Annotated in this window: 7 protein-coding genes; 4 read left to right on the top strand and 3 right to left on the bottom strand. The window is 70.5% G+C overall.

The window, feature by feature from the left end; all coding sequences use genetic code 11:
* Together ACFVT1_RS34950 and ACFVT1_RS34945 are read right to left on the bottom strand one after the other, a co-directional pair.
* A partial coding sequence (locus tag ACFVT1_RS34950) for a type I polyketide synthase (RefSeq protein WP_389803124.1) occupies nucleotides 1–13,381 on the bottom strand: 13,381 nt, incomplete at its 3' end.
* Nucleotides 13,382–13,511: 130 nt separating this feature from the next.
* The gene (locus tag ACFVT1_RS34945; protein ID WP_389803121.1) at nucleotides 13,512–14,708 is read right to left on the bottom strand and encodes a cytochrome P450; all 1,197 of its coding nucleotides are present in this window, start codon (nucleotides 14,706–14,708) and stop codon (nucleotides 13,512–13,514) included.
* Between the two features lie 287 nt (nucleotides 14,709–14,995).
* Here ACFVT1_RS34945 and ACFVT1_RS34940 point away from each other — a divergent pair, with 287 nt between their 5' ends.
* Genes ACFVT1_RS34940 through ACFVT1_RS34930 form a run of 3 tightly spaced genes read left to right on the top strand, consistent with a single transcriptional unit; the run spans nucleotide 14,996 to nucleotide 17,450 of the window.
* Entirely contained in the window at nucleotides 14,996–16,231 is a 1,236-nt protein-coding gene (locus tag ACFVT1_RS34940; RefSeq protein ID WP_389803119.1) for a cytochrome P450, read from the top strand.
* 18 nt (nucleotides 16,232–16,249) lie between these two features.
* Nucleotides 16,250–16,453: a ferredoxin gene (locus tag ACFVT1_RS34935; protein ID WP_389803116.1), complete on the top strand. Its 204-nt coding sequence runs from the start codon at nucleotides 16,250–16,252 to the stop codon at nucleotides 16,451–16,453.
* Nucleotides 16,454–16,493: 40 nt separating this feature from the next.
* A complete protein-coding gene (locus ACFVT1_RS34930) occupies nucleotides 16,494–17,450 on the top strand; it encodes a zinc-binding dehydrogenase (RefSeq protein ID WP_389803113.1) in 957 nt (318 codons plus the stop codon).
* Between the two features lie 115 nt (nucleotides 17,451–17,565).
* Here the strand turns inward: ACFVT1_RS34930 and ACFVT1_RS34925 are convergent, their stop codons facing one another.
* Nucleotides 17,566–18,303, bottom strand: a complete 738-nt coding sequence (locus tag ACFVT1_RS34925; RefSeq protein WP_389803110.1) for a dienelactone hydrolase family protein — start codon at nucleotides 18,301–18,303, stop codon at nucleotides 17,566–17,568.
* A 174-nt stretch (nucleotides 18,304–18,477) separates the two neighbouring features.
* Between ACFVT1_RS34925 and ACFVT1_RS34920 the strand changes: the two genes are divergently transcribed.
* A complete protein-coding gene (locus tag ACFVT1_RS34920) occupies nucleotides 18,478–19,929 on the top strand; it encodes an FAD-dependent monooxygenase (protein WP_389803107.1) in 1,452 nt (483 codons plus the stop codon).
* The last annotated feature ends 136 nt before the right edge of the window (nucleotides 19,930–20,065 follow it).

Here is a 20,065-nt window from a genome sequence, read left to right as displayed (position 1 = left end):
CCACCACATGCCGCGCCACCAAACCACCCAACACACCCGTACCACCAGTAATCAGAACACAATCCCCCAAATCAACCCCACCACCCATACCACCCACACCATTTGAACCACTCACACCACTCACACCACCCGCACCACCCGCACCACCCGCCACAGCCACCGCACCCAACCGCGGCACCAACAACACACCCCCACGCACCGCCACCTGCCACTCCCCACACCCCAGAACCACACCCACCAAACCAGCCGAAACATCCACACCCACCCCCACATCCACCAACACCACACGCCCCGGAAACTCACTCTGAACCGACCGCACCAACCCCCACACACCCGCACCCACCACATCCACCACATCACCATCACCACCAGCAGCAACCGCACCCCGCGTCACCACCACCAACCGACCCACACCACCCCCACCCACACCCAACAACCACCCACGTACGGCCTCAAGTGTGGTGAACAGGTCTTCTCCGGTGGCCTCGTGCAGGTGATAGCTCCCCTCCGGAGCGCCGTCGGAATCTTCGTCGTCAACGCCCGCCGAGATCGGAACCCACTGCACTTCGTACAGCGACTGGGCTGCGTCGCCGGCGCCCTGAAGTCCCGCCTTGGCCATCGGCCGCAGAGTCAGGTTCTCGACCGTGGCGACGGGCAGCCCGGTGGTGTCCGTAGCAGTGAGTGCGACGCCGGCTGCGCCGCGAGGGCTCAGCCGTATCCTCAGCTCCTTCGCACCGCTCGCGTAGAGCGTCACCCCACTCCAGTTGAACGGGAGAAGTCCGGGCTCACGCTCACCGAGCGCGCCGAGAACAATGGGATGCAGCGCGGCGTCCAGCAGGGCAGGGTGCAGACCGAATCGGGACGCATCGGCCGCAGGGAGGGACGGGAGGGTGATCTCGGCGACGACATCGGAGCCGTCGCGCCAGACGGCGGTCATCGCCTGGAACTGGGGACCGTAGTCGTACCCGCGATCGGCCAGCAGGTCGTAGGCATCGGTCAGATCGACGGGGACCGCACCACGCGGCGGCCACGCGTTCTCGTCGCGTGCATCTTCCTCGGGCAGGCGGTCGCTGAGTGTGCCACTGGCGTGCCTGACCCAGCTCTCCCCGCTGCGGGAGTACACGCTCACCGGCCGGGAGCCCTGGTCGTCCGCTTCACGGACGACCACTTGGAGCGCCACACCGGCCGACTCGGGGAGCCATAGCGGCGCTTCGAGCGTCAGGTCGTCGATATGCCCGCAGCCGACCTGGTCCCCGGCGTGGATGGCGAGTTCCAGGAACGCGGTGCCGGGCAGCAGGGCGGCGCCCTCGATCGCGTGATCGGCCAACCAGGGATGGGTGGGGAGCGAGATGCGTCCGGACAGGACCATCTCGTCGCCGTCACCGATGTCGACGGATGCCCCCAACAGCGGGTGGTCGCTGCCGGACAGGCCGGCCGAGGCCACGTCCGCTCCCGTACCGCTGTCCTCAAGCCAGTAGCGCCTGTTGTTGAAGGCATAGGTGGGGAGTTCGACCATGCGTCCGCCACCGATGACGGCGGACCAGTCGACGTCGACTCCTCGTACATGGCCTTCGGCAACCGAAGCGAGGAACTTGTCCATACCGCCTTCGTCGCGACGCAGCGACGGAAGCACGATCGCTGCGGCCCGGGGGCCGACATCGGCTCCGGCCCCGGCTCCGGCTCCAATAGAGACAGTGGCACCAGCAGCTGAAGTGGACGGAGTTGTCTGGGCGACGGTAGCGGCTTCCAGGGTCTCCTCAATGCTCATGGTCAGTACCGGGTGTGCGCTGACCTCGACGAATACATCGTGGCCCTGGCCGTGGAGGGAGCGGATGCTCTCCTCCAGCCGAACGGTGTTGCGCAAGTTGCGGTACCAGTAGTCGGCACCCGCCATCGCCGTGTCGAACCAGTCGCCGGTGACCGTAGAGAAGAAGGGCACCTCGGACGTCCGCGGCTCGATCGGGGCCAGGACATCCAGGAGTTCGGCCTCAATCATCTCCACGTGCGCGGAGTGGGAGGCGTAGTCGACGGGGACGCGCCTCGCTCGTACCCCGTCGTTGTCGCACACGGCAAGCAACTCATCGAGTGCGGTGACATCACCGGAAACCACGGCTGTGCCAGGTCCGTTGAGTGCGGCGATCGAGATCCGGCCGTCCCAGCGGACGAGCAGCCGCTCCAGTTCCCGCGCAGCCAGGGAGACAGAGACCATGCCGCCCTGTCCGGCCAGGGCCACGATCGCCCGGCTCCGCAACGCCACCACACGGACCGCGTCATCCAGACTCAGCGCACCCGCCACATACGCAGCCGCGATCTCACCCTGCGAATGCCCCACCACAGCCGACGGACACACACCCACCGACCGCCACAACGCCGCCAACGACACCATCACCGAAAACAGAACCGGCTGCACCACATCCACCCGATCCAACGACACAGCACCCGGCCGCCCCCACAACACATCCTCCAACGACCAATCCACATACCGCGAAAGCGCCTCACCACACCGACCCACCTCAGCAGCAAACACCTCCGACTCCCCCAACAAACCCACCGCCATACCCACCCACTGCGACCCCTGACCCGGAAACACGAAGACGGTCTTTCCGGGCTGCCGAGCGGCACCCCGAACCGTCGGCCGCTTCGGCTTCACCGGCGTTGTCTGCCGCGCCGGCTCGGTCTGTTGTGCCTGCTCCGTCTGCTGTGTCAGCTGGGAGACCAGGTCGTCGCGACTCGTTGCGAAGATGACAGAGCGGTGCTCCATCAGCGAGCGTCTCGTTGCCAACGACCAGGCAAGATCGGCCAGTTCAGCGGATTCCCGACCGGATTCCGTGAGGAAGTCTCCGAGCTTGCGTGCCTGTGCCTTAAGGGCGTCCTCGTCCCGTGCGGAGAGCAGCACTGGAAGCACCGGCAATGCGGGAACAGCGGAAACAGCGGGAACGACAGGAGCGTCGGCAGGCACGGTCGGCGCCATGGGTGGCGTGGTGTCACGACCCGTCGCCTCGGACCGCTCTCCGGCCTCCTCGATGATGACGTGGGCATTCGTACCACTGATGCCGAACGCCGAGATTCCCGCCCGTCGTGTCCGCTCCCCGCGCGGCCAGGGTGCCGCCTCCGTCAGGAGCGACACGGCGCCCGAGGCCCAGTCCACATGCGGCGACGGCTCGTCCGCGTGCAACGTACGAGGCAGTTCACCGTGACCCAGCGCCATCACCATCTTGATGACGCCGGCGACACCCGCCGCGGCCTGGGTGTGGCCGATGTTCGACTTGACCGAGCCGAGGCGCAGCGGCCGATGCTGCTCCCGCTCCTGGCCGTAGGTGTTGAGCAGCGCCTGCGCCTCGATGGGGTCGCCCAGCGCGGTGCCGGTGCCATGGGCCTCGACGGCGTCGACGTCCGAGGCGGAGAGTCCCGCGTTGGCCAGCGCCTGGCGGATCACCCGCTGCTGCGAGGGGCCGTTCGGCGCTGTCAGGCCGTTCGACGCGCCGTCCTGGTTGACCGCGGAGCCCCGCACCACGGCCAGCACCCGGTGGCCGTTCGCCTGTGCGTCCGACATTTTCTCCAGGAGCAGCAGTCCGACGCCCTCGCTCCATCCCGTGCCGTCGGCGTCGGCCGAGAAAGGCTTGCAACGGCCGTCGGGGGCCAGTCCGCGCTGTCGGCTGAACTCGATGAAGGTCGTGGGCGTGGACATGAAGGCGACACCACCGGCGAGCGCCATGGTGCACTCGCCGGAACGGAGTGCCTGGGCGGCCAGGTGCAGTGCCACGAGTGAGGACGAGCAGGCGGTGTCGATGGTGACCGCCGGGCCTTCGAGCCCGTACGTGTACGAGACACGTCCGGAAGCGACGCTCGCCTGGTTGCCTGCGAGCAGGAATCCCTCGAAGCCGTCGGGTGCGCTGTGGAGCCTGGACGCGTAGTCGTTGTACATGACGCCCGTGAAGACGCCGGTGCGGGTGCCCCTGAGGCTTTCGGGGGCGAGTCCGGCGCGTTCGAAGGTCTCCCAGGCCGTCTCCAGCAGGAGCCGGTGCTGCGGGTCGGTGGCGAGTGCCTCGCGCGGGCTGATCCCGAAGAACTCGGGATCGAAGTGGTGCCCGTCGTAGAGGAATCCGCCGTGGGACGTGTAGACCTTGCCCTGCTTCTGCGGGTCCGGGTCGTACAGACCCGCCACGTCCCATCCGCGGTCCTCGGGGAACGTACCGCCCGCTTCGCCGCCGTCGGCGACGAGCCGCCACAGGTCCTCGGGGGTGCTGACGCCTCCCGGATACCGGCAGCTCATGGCGATGATCGCGATCTCTTCGCCGTCGGTGCCCCGCAGCCGGTCGGGGGCGGTCCCGGCGGTGCCACTCGGGCCGGTGCCCAGCTGTTCCTCCAGGTGGCGGACCAGGGCGAGCGGGGTCGGGTGGTCGAACACGAGGGTGGTGGGGAGTTTCATTCCGGCGGCGGCCCCCAGCCGGTTGCGCAGTTCCACGGCGGTGAGGGAGTCGAAGCCGAGTTCCTTGAAGGCGCGTTGCGCGTCCAGCGTCTCGTGGGTGGCGTGCCCGAGCACGGTGGCCACCTGTGTGCGTACGAGGTCGAGCAGCGCCTCGTGGCGGTCGGCTTCCGGGAGCACGGCGAGCCGTTCGGCCAGGGATGCGTCCGTTGCGCCGCTCGCCGCTCGGCGCACGGGCCGACGCACGAGGGCGCGGAACACCGGGGGGAGCGTGCCGGCGCCGGCCTGGGCGCGGAGTGCGGGCAGGTCGAGTGTGGCCGGGACCAGGAAGGGGGTACTGAGCCGGGACGCGGTGTCGAAGAGTTCCACTCCGAGCTCGGAGGGCAGCGCAGCCACGCCCGAGCGGTTCATCCGCGACAGATCGGCCCGGTCCATGTGACCGGTCATACCGCTGCTCTGCGCCCACAGGCCCCACGCCAGGGAGGTGCCCGGCAGTCCCTGGGCGTGCCGGTGGCGGGCGAGAGCGTCCAGGAAGGTGTTGGCCGCAGCATAGTTCGCCTGGCCCGCGTTGCCGAGGGTGCCGACGAGCGAGGAGAAGAGCACGAAGGCCGTGAGGGGGCGGTCCGGGTCCCGGGTCAGCTCGTGCAGATTCCACGCACCGTCGACCTTGGGGCGCAGAACGGTGTCGAGGCTCTCCTGTGTGAGGGACTCGACGGTGGCGTCGTCGAGGACTCCCGCGGTGTGGACGACAGCGGTCAGCGGGTACTGCGGGGGGATGCCGGCCAGCAGCCCGGACAGCGCGTCGCGGTCGGCGATGTCGCAGGCCGCGGTGGTCACCATGGCTCCGAGCGCGGTCAGTTCGGCGTCGAGTTCGGCGGCGCCCTCGGCCGCCGGGCCCCGTCGGCTGACGAGAAGGAGGTGTCGGATGCCGTGAGCCGTGACGAGGTGCCTGGCGAAGAGGCGGCCCAGGGTGCCGCTCGCACCGGTGATCAGCACGGTGCCGTCCGCGTCGGCGAAGGGTATGGGCGAGAGGGCGCCCGGTGCGGGTTCCGATTCGAGGTCCGGGGCTCCCGGGGCGAGTTCCGGTTCGAGGTCCGGGACGGTCGGCCGCGCGGCGGTGCCGGTGACCGGGGTCAGCCTGGGGGCCAGCAGGGTGCCTGCGCGAAGGGCGAGTTGGGGTTCGCCTGTCCGGACGGCGACGCGCACCGCCTCGTCCAGCCCGTCGAACCCGCCCGTACTCTCTGCCCCGTCCGCCCTGCCCGTCCTGTCCGTCCCGCCTGCCCTGCTCGCCCCGTCCGTCCCATCCATCCCATCCGTCACGTCCGTCACGTCCGTCACGTCCGTCACGTCCGTCACGTCCGTCACATCAAGGAGGACGAAGCGGCCCGGGTGCTCGGACTGTGCGGCACGGACCAGTCCCCAGGCAGCCGCCGCGGCGAGGTCGGTGATGTCCTCGCCATCCGCCGCAGCCACGGCCCCCCGGGTGACCAGCACGAGCGGACCGGCTGTCGGGGTGTCGGAGCCCTCGGCCGTGATCCGCTCCTGGATGAGCTTCAGCACCCGGCCGACGACGGCGTGCACCTGCTCGGAGACACCGCCGATGGCGTCGCCGGTCGAGTCGCCGGTGGCCCTGTCCATCGCGATCGCGTCGCCCGTAGCACCGCCCTCCGCGTCACCAAGCGCGTGACCGGTCGCCTCACCGGTCGCGTCACCCGTCGGCCCTGCGCCGATGGGTATCCATTGCGCGACGCCGGCTTCCCCGGACTCCGGGCCGGGCGGCACGGTGACGGTGGTCCACTCCAGAGCGTGGAGGGAGTCGAGTGCCCTGTTCGGCGTGCGATTCAGCAGCTGGCCCACGACCGGCCGGAGCACCAGCGATTCGACGGTCAGGACGGGGGCACCCGCCGGGTCGAAGGCCGCCAGGGCCGCCGTGTCCCGGCCGGCCGGTGACAGACGCACCCGGAGGGTCGTGGCTCCTGTCGCGTGGAGATGTACCCCGGTCCAGGCGAACGGCAGCCGGGGCGGTTCCGGGTCCGCGTCGGCCGGCTGGTCCACCAGGGGGTGCAGCACGGCGTCGAGGAGGGCGGGGTGTACGCCGAACGCCTCGGCGTCGGAGGTGAGTTCCTCGGCGAGGACGACCTCCGCGTACAGCTCGTCGCCGTTTAGCCAGACGGACTTGACGCCCTGGAAGAGCGGCCCGTACTCGTATCCCTGCCCGTCCAGGCGCCCGTACAGTTCGCCCGTGTCGACAGGGCGTGCGCCCGCCGGGGGCCAGGACGCGGGCGCGGCGAGGGTGGCTTCCGGTTCCTCATCGGCCAGCACACCCGAGGCATGGCAGGTCCATGCACGCTCCGGTCCGGGCGGCCGCGAGTGGACGGTTACCGCCCGTCGTCCGGTGCCTTCGTCGGCGCCGAGAACCACCTGGATCTGGACGCCCTCCTCACCGGTCAGGACGAGAGGAGACTGAAGGGTCAGCTCCGCCAGGTGCGGGATTCCCTGCCTCGCTCCGGCGTGCAGCGCGAGTTCGACGAAGGCGGTGCCCGGGAGCAGCACCGTCCCCTGGACCGCATGGTCGACGAGCCAGGGGTGGGTACGCGTGGATAGCCGCCCCGTGAGCGCGACCGCACCACCGTCGGCCAGCGCCACCTCGGCACTCAGCAGGGGGTGTTCGGCACTGTCCAGGCCGAAGAAGGACGCGTCACCGCCGGGGGCCGGGCTCTCCAGCCAGTACCGCTGCCGCTGGAAGGCGTACGTCGGCAGGTCCGCTGGAGAGGTCGTCATGGATGCGGTCGTCATGGATGCGGTCGTCATGGATGCGGTCGTCATGCCTGCGCCGGCGAAGACCTCGCGCCAGTCGACGGTGGCGCCCCGCACATGGGCCTCGGCGAGCGACAGCAGGAAACGGTGCAGATCGCCCTTGGAGCGCCGGAGCGAGCCGACGGCGACGCCCGGCACGGGCAGTTCGACGCCGTCCAGGGTGTCCTGGACAGCCAGGGTGAGCACCGGGTGCGGGCTCGACTCGATGAAGAGGGTCTCGCCACCGTCTGCGAGCGCGCGTACGGCCTCCTCGAAACGGACGGTGTGCCGCAGGTTGCGGTACCAGTAGTCGGCGTCCAGCTCCTGGGTGGCGGGGAGCAGACCGCCGGTCAGGGTCGAGTAGAAGGGCACTTCGGGGGTGCGCGGGGTGATGGGGGCCAGCAGGCTCAGCACGTCGTCGCGGATGGCTTCGACATGGGCCCCGTGGGAGGCGTAGTCGACAGTGACGCGCTTTGCCCGTACCTCGTCGGCCTCGCACTCGGCGAGCAGCTCGTCCAGCGCTTCCACATCGCCCGAGACGACGGTGGTGGAAGGCCCATTGATCGCGGCGATGCCGATCCTGTCGCCCCAGCGGGCGATCCGGGTCCGCGCGTCCCCGGCCGGCAGCGGGAGCGAGACCATGCCGCCCTGTCCGGTCAGGGCCACGATCGCCCGGCTCCGCAACGCCACCACACGGACCGCGTCATCCAGACTCAACGCACCCGCCACATACGCAGCCGCGATCTCACCCTGCGAATGCCCCACCACAGCCGACGGACACACACCCACCGACCGCCACAACGCCGCCAACGACACCATCACCGAAAACAGAACCGGCTGCACCACATCCACCCGATCCAACGACACAGCACCCGGCCGCCCCCACAACACATCCTCCAACGACCAATCCACATACCGCGAAAGCGCCTCACCACACCGACCCACCTCAGCAGCAAACACCTCCGACTCCCCCAACAAACCCACCGCCATACCCACCCACTGCGACCCCTGCCCCGGAAACACGAACACCGCCCCGTCACGCCGCTCGGCGGTTCCCCTGACGATGGCGGGACTGTCGTGTCCGGCGGCGAGCGCGTCCGTGGCGGCCCGGAATTCCGTGAGGTCACGGGCGACGAGTACCGCCCGGTGGTCGTACAGCGTGCGGGTCGTGGCGAGGGCGAGACCGGTGCTCGCGGGGTCGATGGTGTCGTTGTCCGCGAGGAACTCGGCGAGCCGCTCCGCCTGGCCGCCCAGCGCACGGGCGTCGCGGGCGGACAGGAGCCACGGCAGGGCGTGTCCGCGTGCGTCGGCTTCCACGACAGGCCGCCGATCCTGCCGGTCCGTCCGGTAGCCCTGTTCCTGGGACTCTTGGGGCTCCTGGGACTTCTGATCCCCTTGGGCCACTTGGGCCCCTTGGACCTCCCTGGCCCCTTGGGCTTCCCGGGCCTCCCCGGCCTCCTGGATCTCCAGCGTCTCCTGGGTCTCCCGCATTTCGGGGGCGGTCAGCGGCGACTCGGGAGTCTGCGGCCCGGACGTCTCCCACGCCCCGGTGGTCTGCGGCGCCTCCTCCACGATGACGTGGGCGTTCGTACCGCTGATGCCGAATGACGAGATCCCGGCCCGTCGTGTCCGCTCCCCGCGCGGCCAGGGTGCCGCCTCCGTCAGGAGCGACACGGCGCCCGAGGCCCAGTCCACATGCGGCGACGGCTCGTCCGCGTGCAACGTACGAGGCAGTTCACCGTGACCCAGCGCCATCACCATCTTGATGACGCCGCCGATGCCCGCCGCGGCCTGGGTGTGGCCGATGTTCGACTTGAGGGAGCCGAGCCGCAGTGGCCGGTCCGGCCGGCGGTCCGCACCGTAGGTGCTGAGCAGCGCCTCCGCCTCGATGGGGTCGCCCAGCGCGGTGCCGGTGCCGTGGGCCTCGACGGCGTCGACGTCCGAGCCGGAGAGACCGGCGGCCGCCAGTGCCTGACGGATCACCCGCTGCTGCGACGGACCGTTGGGCGCCGCGAGCCCGTTGGACGCGCCGTCCTGGTTGATGGCGGAGCCGCGCACCACGGCCAGCACCCGGTGCCCCTTGCGCCGGGCGTCGGAGAGCCGCTCCAGAGCGACGACACCCACACCCTCGCCCCACGCGGTGCCGTCGGCCCCCGCGCCGAACGCCTTGCAGCGTCCGTCGGGGGACAGTCCGCTCTGCCTGCTGAACTCGACGAACATGCCGGGGTTGGCCATCACCGTCGCGCCGCCGGCCAGGGCGAGCGAGCACTCGCCGCTGCGCAGCGCCTGCACGGCCAGGTGCAGTGCCACGAGCGAGGACGAGCACGCGGTGTCGACCGTCACCGCCGGGCCCTCGAAGCCGAAGGTGTACGAGATCCGGCCGGACGCCACGCTCGCGGTGTTGCCGGTCAGTAGATAGCCGTCGTATCCGTCGGCCGGTTCGTACAGCCGGGGACCGTAGTCCTGCGCCATGGCACCGACGAACACGCCGACCGCGCCTCCGCGCAGTTCGGTCGTGGTCAGGCCGGCGCGTTCCAGTGCCTCGACGGAGGTTTCGAGCAGCAACCGCTGCTGCGGGTCCATGGCGGCGGCTTCGCGCGGTGAGATCCCGAAGAACGCCGCGTCGAACTTGTCGGCGTCGTGCAGGAATCCGCCGTGTCTCACATACGACTTCCCCGGGCTCGTGGGGTCGGCGTCGAACAGTCCGTCGAGGTCCCAGCCGCGGTTGGTGGGGAACGAGGACACGGCGTCGGTCTCCGCCGCCACCAGTCGCCACAGTTCCTCCGGCGACTCCACGCCGCCGGGGAAGCGGCAGCCCATGCCCACGATGGCGACGGCCTCGTCGGGTGATGCGGCGGACGCGTCGCCGGACGGGGCATCGGTGTCGGTCGCGGCGTCGTCGCGGAGGGTCGTTCCGCCGGGCAGTTCGTCGAGGAGGTGATCGATGAGGGCGGCGGGTGTGGTGTGGTTGAACAGCAGGGTGTTGGAGAGCGAGAGGCCGGTGAGGTCGTTGAGACGGGTGCGCAGTTCGACGGCGGCGTAGGAGTCGAAGCCGAGTTCGTTGAAGGCGCGGCCGGTGTCCACGGCTGCCGGGGTGACGTGACCGAGGACGATCGCGACGGTCGTGAGCACCAGCTCGGTGACGGCTCGGGTGCGGTCGGTCCCGCTCAGGCCGGCGAGCCGTTCACCGAAGGACGTTCCGTCGCCCGGCTCCTCCTGCCGTACCCGCCCGTCCGGCTCCTCCTGCCGTACCCGCTCGTCCGGCCGGTCCTGGGGCTGGGGGCGCAGCGCCCGGTGGGCGGTTCCCGTCGCTCCTGTGCCGTCCGTTGCCTCCATGGCTTCGGGCCAGAAGCGTTCGCGCTGGAAGGCGTAGGTGGGAAGGGTGATCGCGGTCGCTGTGCCGGGCAGCGGCGCGGCCCAGTCCATGTCCGTGCCGTGGGCGAACGCCGTGGCGACGGCGGCCAGCAGGGTGGCCGGTTCGGGGCGCCCGGCGCGCAGTGCGGGGACGAGGACGGGGGCGGGACCCCCGGGCAGGCAGTCACGGGCCATGGAGGTCAGTACGGCGTCGGGCCCGAGCTCCAGGAACGTCGTGACGCCCTGCTTCCCCAGGGCACGGATGCCGTCGGCGAACCGTACGGGCTGCCGCATGTGCCTGGCCCAGTAGTCGGGGGTGCGCAGTTCCGCCGGTTCGGCGAGGGCGCCGGTGACGTTGGAGACGATGGGAATCCGCGCAGGTGCGAACGTCAGTCGCGCGGCCGCGTCACGGAACTCGTCGAGCACGTCGTCGAGGTGCCAGGAGTGGAAGGCGTGGCTGACCTTGAGGCGGCGGACCTTGCGGCCCTCGGCGCGCCACAGCTCGGCGATCTCCAGGACGGCGTCCTCGTCGCCCGAGACGACGGTGGACTCGGGGCCGTTGACGGCGGCGATGCCGGCCCGGCCCCCGAAGGCGGCGAGGGATTCGAGGACCGCCTCCTCGGGGACCTGGAGCGAGACCATCGCCCCACCGGTCCGCGCCGCCTGCATCAGCCGCCCGCGGGCCGACACCAGGGTCGCGGCGTCGGGGAGCGAGAGCACTCCGGCGACATGTGCGGCGACGAGTTCGCCCACCGAGTGCCCGGCCACGTGGGACGGGGTGATGCCCCAGTGCTCGACGAGCCGGTAGAGGGCGACTTCCAGGGCGAACAGAGCACTCTGGGTGTACTCGGTCCGGTCGAGCAGCTCCGGGTCCGCAGCGCCGAACAGCACGTCGCGGACGGGCAGTTCGAAGTGTGCGCAGACCTCGTCGAAGGCGCGGGCGTACGGGCGGTACGCCTCGTACAGCTCGCGGCCCATGCCCGGCCGCTGGCTGCCCTGGCCGGTGAAGAGGATCGCGGGTCCGGTGGAGCCGTTCGCCGCTCCGGCCGGTCGCCGCGGTCCCGCGGTGCCGGTCATTGTGGTGGGCGACGGCGTACCGGTGGCGAGCGCGTCCAGTCCCCGCAGCAGTTCTTCACGCCCGGTGCCGAGAACGACGGCCCGGTCCGTGAAATGGGTCCGGGTGGTGGCCAGCGAGTACGCCACGTCGTCCACGCGGAGGCCGGGATCAGCCGTGACGTGCTCATGGAGCCGCGCGGCCTGGGCGCGGAGCGCGTCGGGGCCCTGCCCGGACACGACCCATCCGGTGGGAACGGTGGTCCCCGTCTCCGGCGCGGGTCCAGCGGGTCCACCGGGCTCGCCGGGCTCGGCAAGCTCGGCAGGACCAGCAGGACCAGCAGGACCGGCAGGACCGGCAGATTCGACGGGTCCGGCAGGTCCGGCAGATTCGACGGGGTCGACGGGGTCGATGCCCGGTGCGTCGGAGAGCACCAGGTGGCAGTTGGTGCCGCCCATGCCGAAGGAGCTGACACCGGTCAGCAGCGGGCGGTCCGGACGCGGCCAGTCGCCGGGTTCGCTGTGGACGCGCAGATTCAGTTCGTCGAGCGGGATGCGCGGGTTGGGCGTCTCGTAGTTGAGGCTGCGCGGAATGGTGCGGTGCCGGATGCTGAGGGCCGCCTTCAGGAGGCCGACGATTCCGGCCGCGCCTTCGAGATGGCCGACGTTGGTCTTGGCCGAGCCGACGAGCAGGGGTGTTCCGTCCTCGCGTGCGGCGCCCAGCGCGGCGCCCAGCGCGGCTGCCTCCAGCGGATCGCCGACCGGGGTGCCCGTGCCGTGCAGTTCGACGTACTGCGCGGCCGCCGGCGAGGTGCCCGCCCGCTCCCAGGCCCGCCGGATGACGTCCTCCTGGGCGACGGGGTTGGGACGGGTGAGACCGTCCGTGGCGCCGTCGTTGTTGACCGCGCCGCCGTGGATGACGCAGTACACCGGGTCGTTGGCCGCGAGCGCCTCGGAGAGCGGCTTGAGTACGACCGCGGCGCCGCCCTCACCCCGGACGTATCCGTTGGCGCGGGCGTCGAAGGTGTAGCTGCGGCCGTCGGGCGAGAGTCCGCGGAACCGCGCGGCCGTGATCGTGCTCTCCGGCACCAGATTGAGGTTCACCCCGCCGGCGACGGCGAGCCGGGACTCGCCGCGCCAGATGCTCTCGCACGCCATGAGGACCGCCACCAGGGACGACGACTGCGCGGTGTCCACGGTGAGGCTCGGACCGACCGTGCCCAGGGTGTAGGACAGCCGATTCGCGATGATGCTGCGGTGCAGACCGGTCAGCGAGTGCTGGGTGATGGCCTCGTGACCGTACCGCTGCAACAGCCGGGCGTAGTCGTCCCAGATGGCGCCGATGAATACACCCGTGCGACTGCCCCTGAGTTCGGCCGGGACGATACGGGCGTCCTCCAGGGCCTCCCACCCCAGCTCCAGCATGAGCCGCTGCTGCGGGTCCATCGCCAGGGCCTCGCGGGGGGAGATGCGGAAGAATCCCGCGTCGAATCCGTCCACACGGTCCACATGGCCCGCGAACCGTGTGGCGGCGAGATCGTCCTCGTGCGGGATTCCGGCGTCCCAGCGGTCCTCCGGAATTTCCGTGATCGCACTGCGGCCTTCATCGAGCAATTTCCAGAAGGCGTCGGGGTTTTCCGCCTGCGGAAGACGGCAGGACAATCCGATGACGGCGATCGGACGGCCCGTCGCCGGGTCCTGTCGCGATGCGTTCTCGTTGCCGTTGCCTTCGGCTCGGGAATCGTGAACCATCGACGCCTACCCCTAACCTCAACGATTCGGCCTTGTCCGTCGTTCAGGATCACCAGAAGAGCTAGCGGCATTCTTTGCGCCTTCTAAAGCCGCTCTTTCGCCGCCCCGCCGCGATGCGATGCCCGGCCCGTCACCAGGTGACGGGCAGCCCGCGCAGGCTGACCGCCCAGAGCCCTGTGGACCAGGGCAGTTCCTCGGGCGGTACGGTCAGCCGGAGGGTGGGGAAGCGGGCGATCACCGCGGCGACGGCTTCCTCCAGTTCGACCCGCGCCAGGTGCGCGCCCAGGCAGTAGTGCGGGCCGGCGCCGAAGACCAGCGAGGAGGGCCCCTCCCGGTTCAGGACGAATTCCTCCGGGTCCGGGAACTTCTCCGGGTCGTGGCCGGCCGCGATCAGCGGGGAGAGCACGCCCTGGCCGGCCCGCACGGTTCCGGACGGCAGCTCGACGTCCTCCGTCGCCATGCGCAGCAGCCCGATGCGGCCGGGCGGGTTCAGCCGCAGCAGCTCGTCGATCGAGGCCGGGATCAGCGAGGGGTCGGCGCGCAGCGACTCCAGGACGTGCGGGCGCATGAGAAGGACCAGCAGCACCCGGCTCAGCGCGTTGGCGATCGTCTCGTTGCCCGCGACGATGAGGCCGCGGGTCATCGAGACCAGTTCCTCCTCGCTGAGCCGGTCGTCCTCGTCCCGGGTGCTGATCAGATGGTCGACGAGGTCGTCGCCGGGCTGCGCGCGGTGCCGTGCGATCAGTTCGACGGTGTACGCGGTGAAGTCCCGCATGGCCGCGTCGCGCTGCTCGGGGGACTTGCCCGACACGGACAGGAACGCCTCGACCCATTCCCGGAACCGGACACTGTCCTCCTCGGGGACCCCGAGCTGCTTGCAGATGATCCGTACCGGCAGCGGGAAGGCCAGCGTGGCTATCAGGTCGGCCGGGGGGCCGCTCTTCTCGATGGGGTCGAGCAACTCCTCGATGATCGCCCGGATGTCGGGCCGCCACTGCTCGGCCCGGCGCGGGCTGAAGGCTCCGGCGACGATCCGGCGCAGCCGCCGGTGGTCGGGGCCTTCCATGTTGACGAGGAACGTGGAGTCCGACGACAGTCCGTCGGCGGGGAACAGCACCGGCGAGCCGGGGGCGGACAGGTCCCGGGTGAACCGGGGGTCCTTCATGACCGCTTCGACGTCGTCGTAGCGCACCGCGAGCATGGCGCTGTCGCCGCTGGGCAGCGACACCTCCCCCAGCGGGCACTGGGTGCGGCGGCGTACGTACTCCGGCGGCTGGGTGGCCAGCGGGCCTTCGGGAAAGGGGAATTTACTCTCGGAACTCGACATGCGGGAACCCTTCACTGAGCGCGGTGTTCTCTGTGTTCTCGGTGTTCTCGGTGTTCTCCGTGTCCTGCATTGCACGGTGCACGCTTCGCGTATTCAGCGCTCTCGACCGGACAGGCAGTCGGCACGATAGCCGAGCGGGGTCTGCCGGTACACCGAGGAATCCTGGCGCTTTAGAGCGCCCCAAGGGCACGCTTAGAGACGATTCCCATACTGCCCGGAGGATTTGGTCGTACGTGCTGCCCAGCAGGGGTGCACGATTGCTTCCTTGGTGCCGAGGAGTGGAAAGAATGCCCCAGGCGGAGAGCACGGGAAAGTGTCCCTTCAGCGCACCGGACACGCCGGAGGAACTGGCCCGCAGCTGGAGCGTGTACCAGCCCTGGCTCCAGCAGGATCCGGTCTCCCACTGGAACACGGTCCGTGAGCTGGCTCCGGTCGTACGCTCCGAGGAGGCGGGCGGGTTCTGGATCCTGACCCGGTACGAGGACATCGAGTGGGCCGCGAAGAACGCCGATGTCTTCTCCAGCGCGCAGGTGGGCATCCCGCACCGCGATGTGCTGCCGGTGAAGCAGATCCCCATCCAGCTCGATGGTGACGAGCACCGCAACTGGCGCCGCACGCTTTCCGATCTCTTCAATCCCTCGGTGGTCAACCACTTCGAACCGCAGATGCGTCAGGCGGCGGTCGAGGCCATCGAGCCCATCGCCGCCAAGGGCGAGTGCGAATTCATCACCGAATTCGCCACGGCTCTGCCGGCCGAGACCTTCCTCATGAATTTCGGCATCGGGCGCGAGTATCTCCAGCCGCTGCTGGAGCACAAGACCTGGCTGCGCCGGGTGGGCATTCCCAACGCCCGCAACGACGAGGAGCTGTGGGCTGCGAACCGGCCGCTGTGGGACTTCTTCAGCGAGGCGATCGACCGTCGGCGGGCCGAGGGCACCGAGGGCCGCATGGATGTCTTCAGCAGGCTGCTCGAGTCCACGTACGACGGCAGGAAGCCGACGCAGGACGAGATGGTCAACGCGGCGTTCGTCTCGATGCTGGCCAGTCTGGACACGACGACGGCGGCGCTCGGCCTGGTCTTCCTGCATCTCGCCGAGAACCCCCAGGTGCAGGACCTCATAGCCCGGAGCCCCGAGAGCATCCCGGCGATCGTCGAGGAACTCGTCCGCCACGAGCCGGTGTCGACCACGGGACGGATCCTGACCCAGGACGTCGAGCGGCACGGGGTGACGATGCGCAAGGGCGACCGCGTCATGCTGTCGTGGGGCATGTCCGGTCTGGATCCCGAGGTGTTCGAGCGGCCGGACGAGGTCGACTTCTCGCGTGCGTCGACGCGCCAGCTCGCCTTCGGCATCGGCCCGCACCGCTGCCTCGGCATGCATGTCGCCCGGCGGATCCTCAAGGTCGCGCTGGAGGAGTGGCACCGCCGCATCCCGCGCTACCACCTCGCTGCGGGCTCGACGCCCACGCGCCACTACTCCCCGGCGCGTGGTGTCGCCGATCTCCGTCTCGTCGCCGGCTGAACACCCAGGGAGCCCAAGGTGAGGATCAAGGTCGACTCGGAACGCTGCATGGGCCACGCGATGTGCAACGCACTCGCGCCCGAGGTCTACACCGTCACGGACGACGGATTCAACGAGATGCCGGAGTTCGAGGTGGCGGCGGACCGACGGGCCGCCGCGCTGCGCGGTGCGAGTGCCTGTCCGGAACGGATCATCGCGGTGCTGGCCGACGAGGCGAGCTGAACCGGTCGCCGGCCCGCGGCCGGGACCAAGGGAGAAGACAATGACGTCAATCAAGGCCGTGGTGGTCGATCCGGACGCGCCCGGACGACTCGCCATCAGTGAGGTCGAGGCACCCGAGCCCACGCCCTGCGAGGCGGTGGTGCGCGTGCACACCACCTCGCTCAATCTGGGCGATGTGTACCGCATCCCGTACGTGGAGGCCGGCTGGCGGCCCGGCTGGGACCTCGCCGGTGTGGTGGAGCGGGCCGCCGCCGACGGATCGGGGCCCGAGGAGGGCGCTCGGGTGCTGGGGCTGCGCGGATCACGATTCGGTGCGTGGGGCGAGACCGTCGCCGTGCCCACCGAGTGGCTCGCCGAACTGCCCGCGGAGGTTTCGTTCGCGCAGGCGGCGACCCTGCCGACCTGCGGGCTGACCGCCCTGTACGCACTGGAGCGGGCCGGCTTCCTGCTCAACCGCACGGTGCTGGTGACGGGTGCGTCCGGCGGCCTCGGTCACTTCGTCACCCAGCTCGCGGCCCGGTCCGGCGCGTACGTGGTGGCGGGAGTCCGTCGTCCCGAGCGGGCCGACGCGGTGCGGGAGTCCGGTGCGACGGAGGTCGTGGTCGGCGAGGATCTCACCGCTGCCCGGGAGTTCGGCCCGTACGACGTGATCGTCGACCAGCTCGGCGGGGAGCCCCTGGCCCAGGCGCTGCCGCTGCTGGTGCCGGGCGGGCTCGCCGTGACGCTCGGCATCTCCGCGGGTACCGAGACCAAGCTCAATCTGGCTCAGCTGTTCGCGGGCGTCGGCGGGGTCGAACTGGCCCAGCTCGTCCTGTTCACCGAGCTGGAGCGGCGCCGGGCGGCCCCGGGACTCGCCGCGCTGGCGCGCATGGTCGCGGAGGACCGGCTGCGTCCGGCCATCGGTGTCGAAGCTTCGTGGACGGAGATCGGCAAGGTGGCCCAGCAGTTCGTCGACCGCGGTATCGCGGGCAAGGCGGTGCTGCACTTCACCCCCTGACAGTGCGGCCGGGTGTCCCCACCGCCCGGCCGGACGTGCGCCGGTGCCCCTCCCCGCCTCGGGAGGGGCACCGGCGCGTGGTGGCCGGGGGCAGCGGCCCGCGGTTCCGGGCCCGTCAGCGCTTCAGCCTGCTGTCCAGGAACGCGTCGGTGAGCCGCCAGGCCTCTGCGGCGGACTTCTCGTGGAGATGCTCCGGGCGGGCGTCGCAGTAGAAGTCGTGGCCCGCCTCGGCATACCGCACGATCTCGGTGTGCACCGGCGAGAGCGCCGCCGCCGTCCTCAGCCGCTCCACGTCGTCGACCGGTATGTACGCGTCGAGATCCCCGAAGTGGCCCAGCCACGGGGTACGGAACCCCTTGGCGACCTCGATGAGCGGTGGCAGTCCGAACAGCCGCGCCTGGGTGAGTCCGCCGCCGCCACCACCGCAGAACGACACCCCGGCGCCGAGTTCGAGGGCCGCGCCGAGGGCCATGACGACCGAGCCGCCCATGCTGAAGCCGACCACGCCGACCCCGGCGGCCGGGATGCCGGACTCCTCGATGCGGCCGAGCGTGGCGGCGATGTCCGTCAGCAGCCCTTCCTGAGTGAGCGCCCGGATGTGCGGGAAGGCCGACGTCGGGTCGTCGTAGCCGAGCTCGGGGTCGCCGGTGCGGTGGAACAGGTGCGGGGCGACGGCGAGATGGCCGGCCTCGGCGTAGCGGCGGGCGACGCTCCGGATGTACGGGTCGACGCCGAACCCCTCCTGTATGACGATCACCGCCGATCGCGGTGCGTCGGACGAAGTGTCCGGGCGCACCTCGTGGAGCTTCATCGGTCCGTCCTGGGTGGAAAGCGTTTCGGTCACCGCACGCATGTGGTCTCCAGGTATTCGGGGATCTTTCGCAGGGGCGACAGGATAGTGGCACCCGCCTTTCCCTGTCTGCCGCGCTTTGGTCGCAATTAAGCGCGCTACTAGGGGTATTCGGAGAATACGAACCGGTAAGCCAGGTGGAATGCCGACCTCTTTCTTCTGTCTTGAGGAGCCTGTATGAGTCGCACGGTCGTCATCGCCGGGGCAGGGCCGGTCGGTCTGGTGCTCGCCGGGGAGTTGGCGTTGAACGGCGTGGACACGGTGGTCATCGAACGCCGCGCAGAATCCACGGAGGATTCCCAGGGAATGGCCATTCACGGCCGGTCTCTGCAATTCCTCCGCCGCCGGGGGCTGGGTGAAGGTCTGGCCGGGCAGGGGATGTGGGCCTGGCCGCGGACACCGTTCGCGTTCTTCTGGCTCGATCTGGAAACCGTGGGCGAGCAGGACCACACCTTCGCCCTTCCCCAGTGGCGCACCGAACGGCTGCTGGAGGAGCGGGCCGGAGCGCTCGGTGTGGACATCCGCCGCGGGCAGGAGATCGTGGACGCCCGGCAGGACGCGGACGGTGTGCGGGTCACGGTGCGCGAGCAGGGCGGTGGCACGTACGAGGTGGAGGGTGCCTATCTCGTCGGGTGCGACGGACCGGACAGCACCGTGCGCGAGCTGGCCGGCATCGGCTTCCCGGCGGCCGGCCAGAGCTACTACGGCGTGCTGGGTGATGTGACCCTCGCCGACGGCGCGAGCGACCAGTTCGATTCGGGCCTCCTGCCGGGCGGGATCTTCGGCGCGCTGCCCCTGCAGCCCGGTCAGCTGCGGCTGATGACCATTCAGTTCGACCATGAGCCGCAGGGGCCCGAGGTGCCGGTCACCGTGGACGAGCTGCGTGCGAGCATCGAGCGGGTGGCGGGCAGGGCGCCGGAGATCGGCACGGTGCACTGGCTGTCCCGGTTCGGCGGCCGGAACCGGCTGGCCGAGCGGTACCGCAACGGGCGGATCCTGCTGGCGGGGGACGCCGCGCATGTGCAGTTCATCTCCGGGAGCCAGGGGCTCAACACCGGAATCCAGGACGCGGCCAATCTGGGCTGGAAACTCGCGGCCACCGTCAGGCAGCAGGCGCCCGAGGGGCTCCTCGACACGTACCACAGCGAGCGCCGCCCGGTTGCGGAGCTGGGACGCATGCACGCCATGGCGCAGATGGCGCTGCTCAATCCGCTGGACCGGATGGCCCCGCTGCGGGAGCTCTTCGACGAGCTCCTGGTCCATGGCGAGGTCAACCGCAAACTGCTCCGGATGGCGACGGAGACGCGCTACGACGTGGGGGGCGCGGAACCCGGCGCGCATCCTCTGCTGGGTGCGGTGGTGCCCGACGCGGAGCTGACCACCCCGACGGGGCCGACGAGTGTGGCGGAGGCGCTGTCCTCCGGGCGCGGGCTGCTGCTCGATTTCGGCGGCGGCGCCGAACTCGACGAAGGGCTCACGGACCGGATCGGGTGCGTGACGGCGTCACCGGTTCCGGAGATCGACGCGACGGTCCTCCTGGTCCGCCCCGACGGGCATGTCGCGCATGTGGACCGCACGGGCACGGACCACGAGGGTCTGCGCAGCGCGGTCAAGGCCTGGTTCGGCTGATCCCCGGCAGCCGGACCGGGCCGAGGGGCGGGTGACCCCCTGAAAGGGGGGACCCCCCCCCCGGCGTGTTGCAGCCCCCCCCCCCCCCCCCGGCCCGGGCCCCGCCCCCGCGGCCGCGGCGGGCTGCGGATATCCG

It is taken from the genome of Streptomyces sp. NPDC057963, assembly GCF_042887155.1.
In the GTDB taxonomy this organism is placed as follows: Bacteria; Actinomycetota; Actinomycetes; order Streptomycetales; family Streptomycetaceae; genus Streptomyces.
This window is presented reverse-complemented; position numbering and strand designations above follow the sequence as displayed.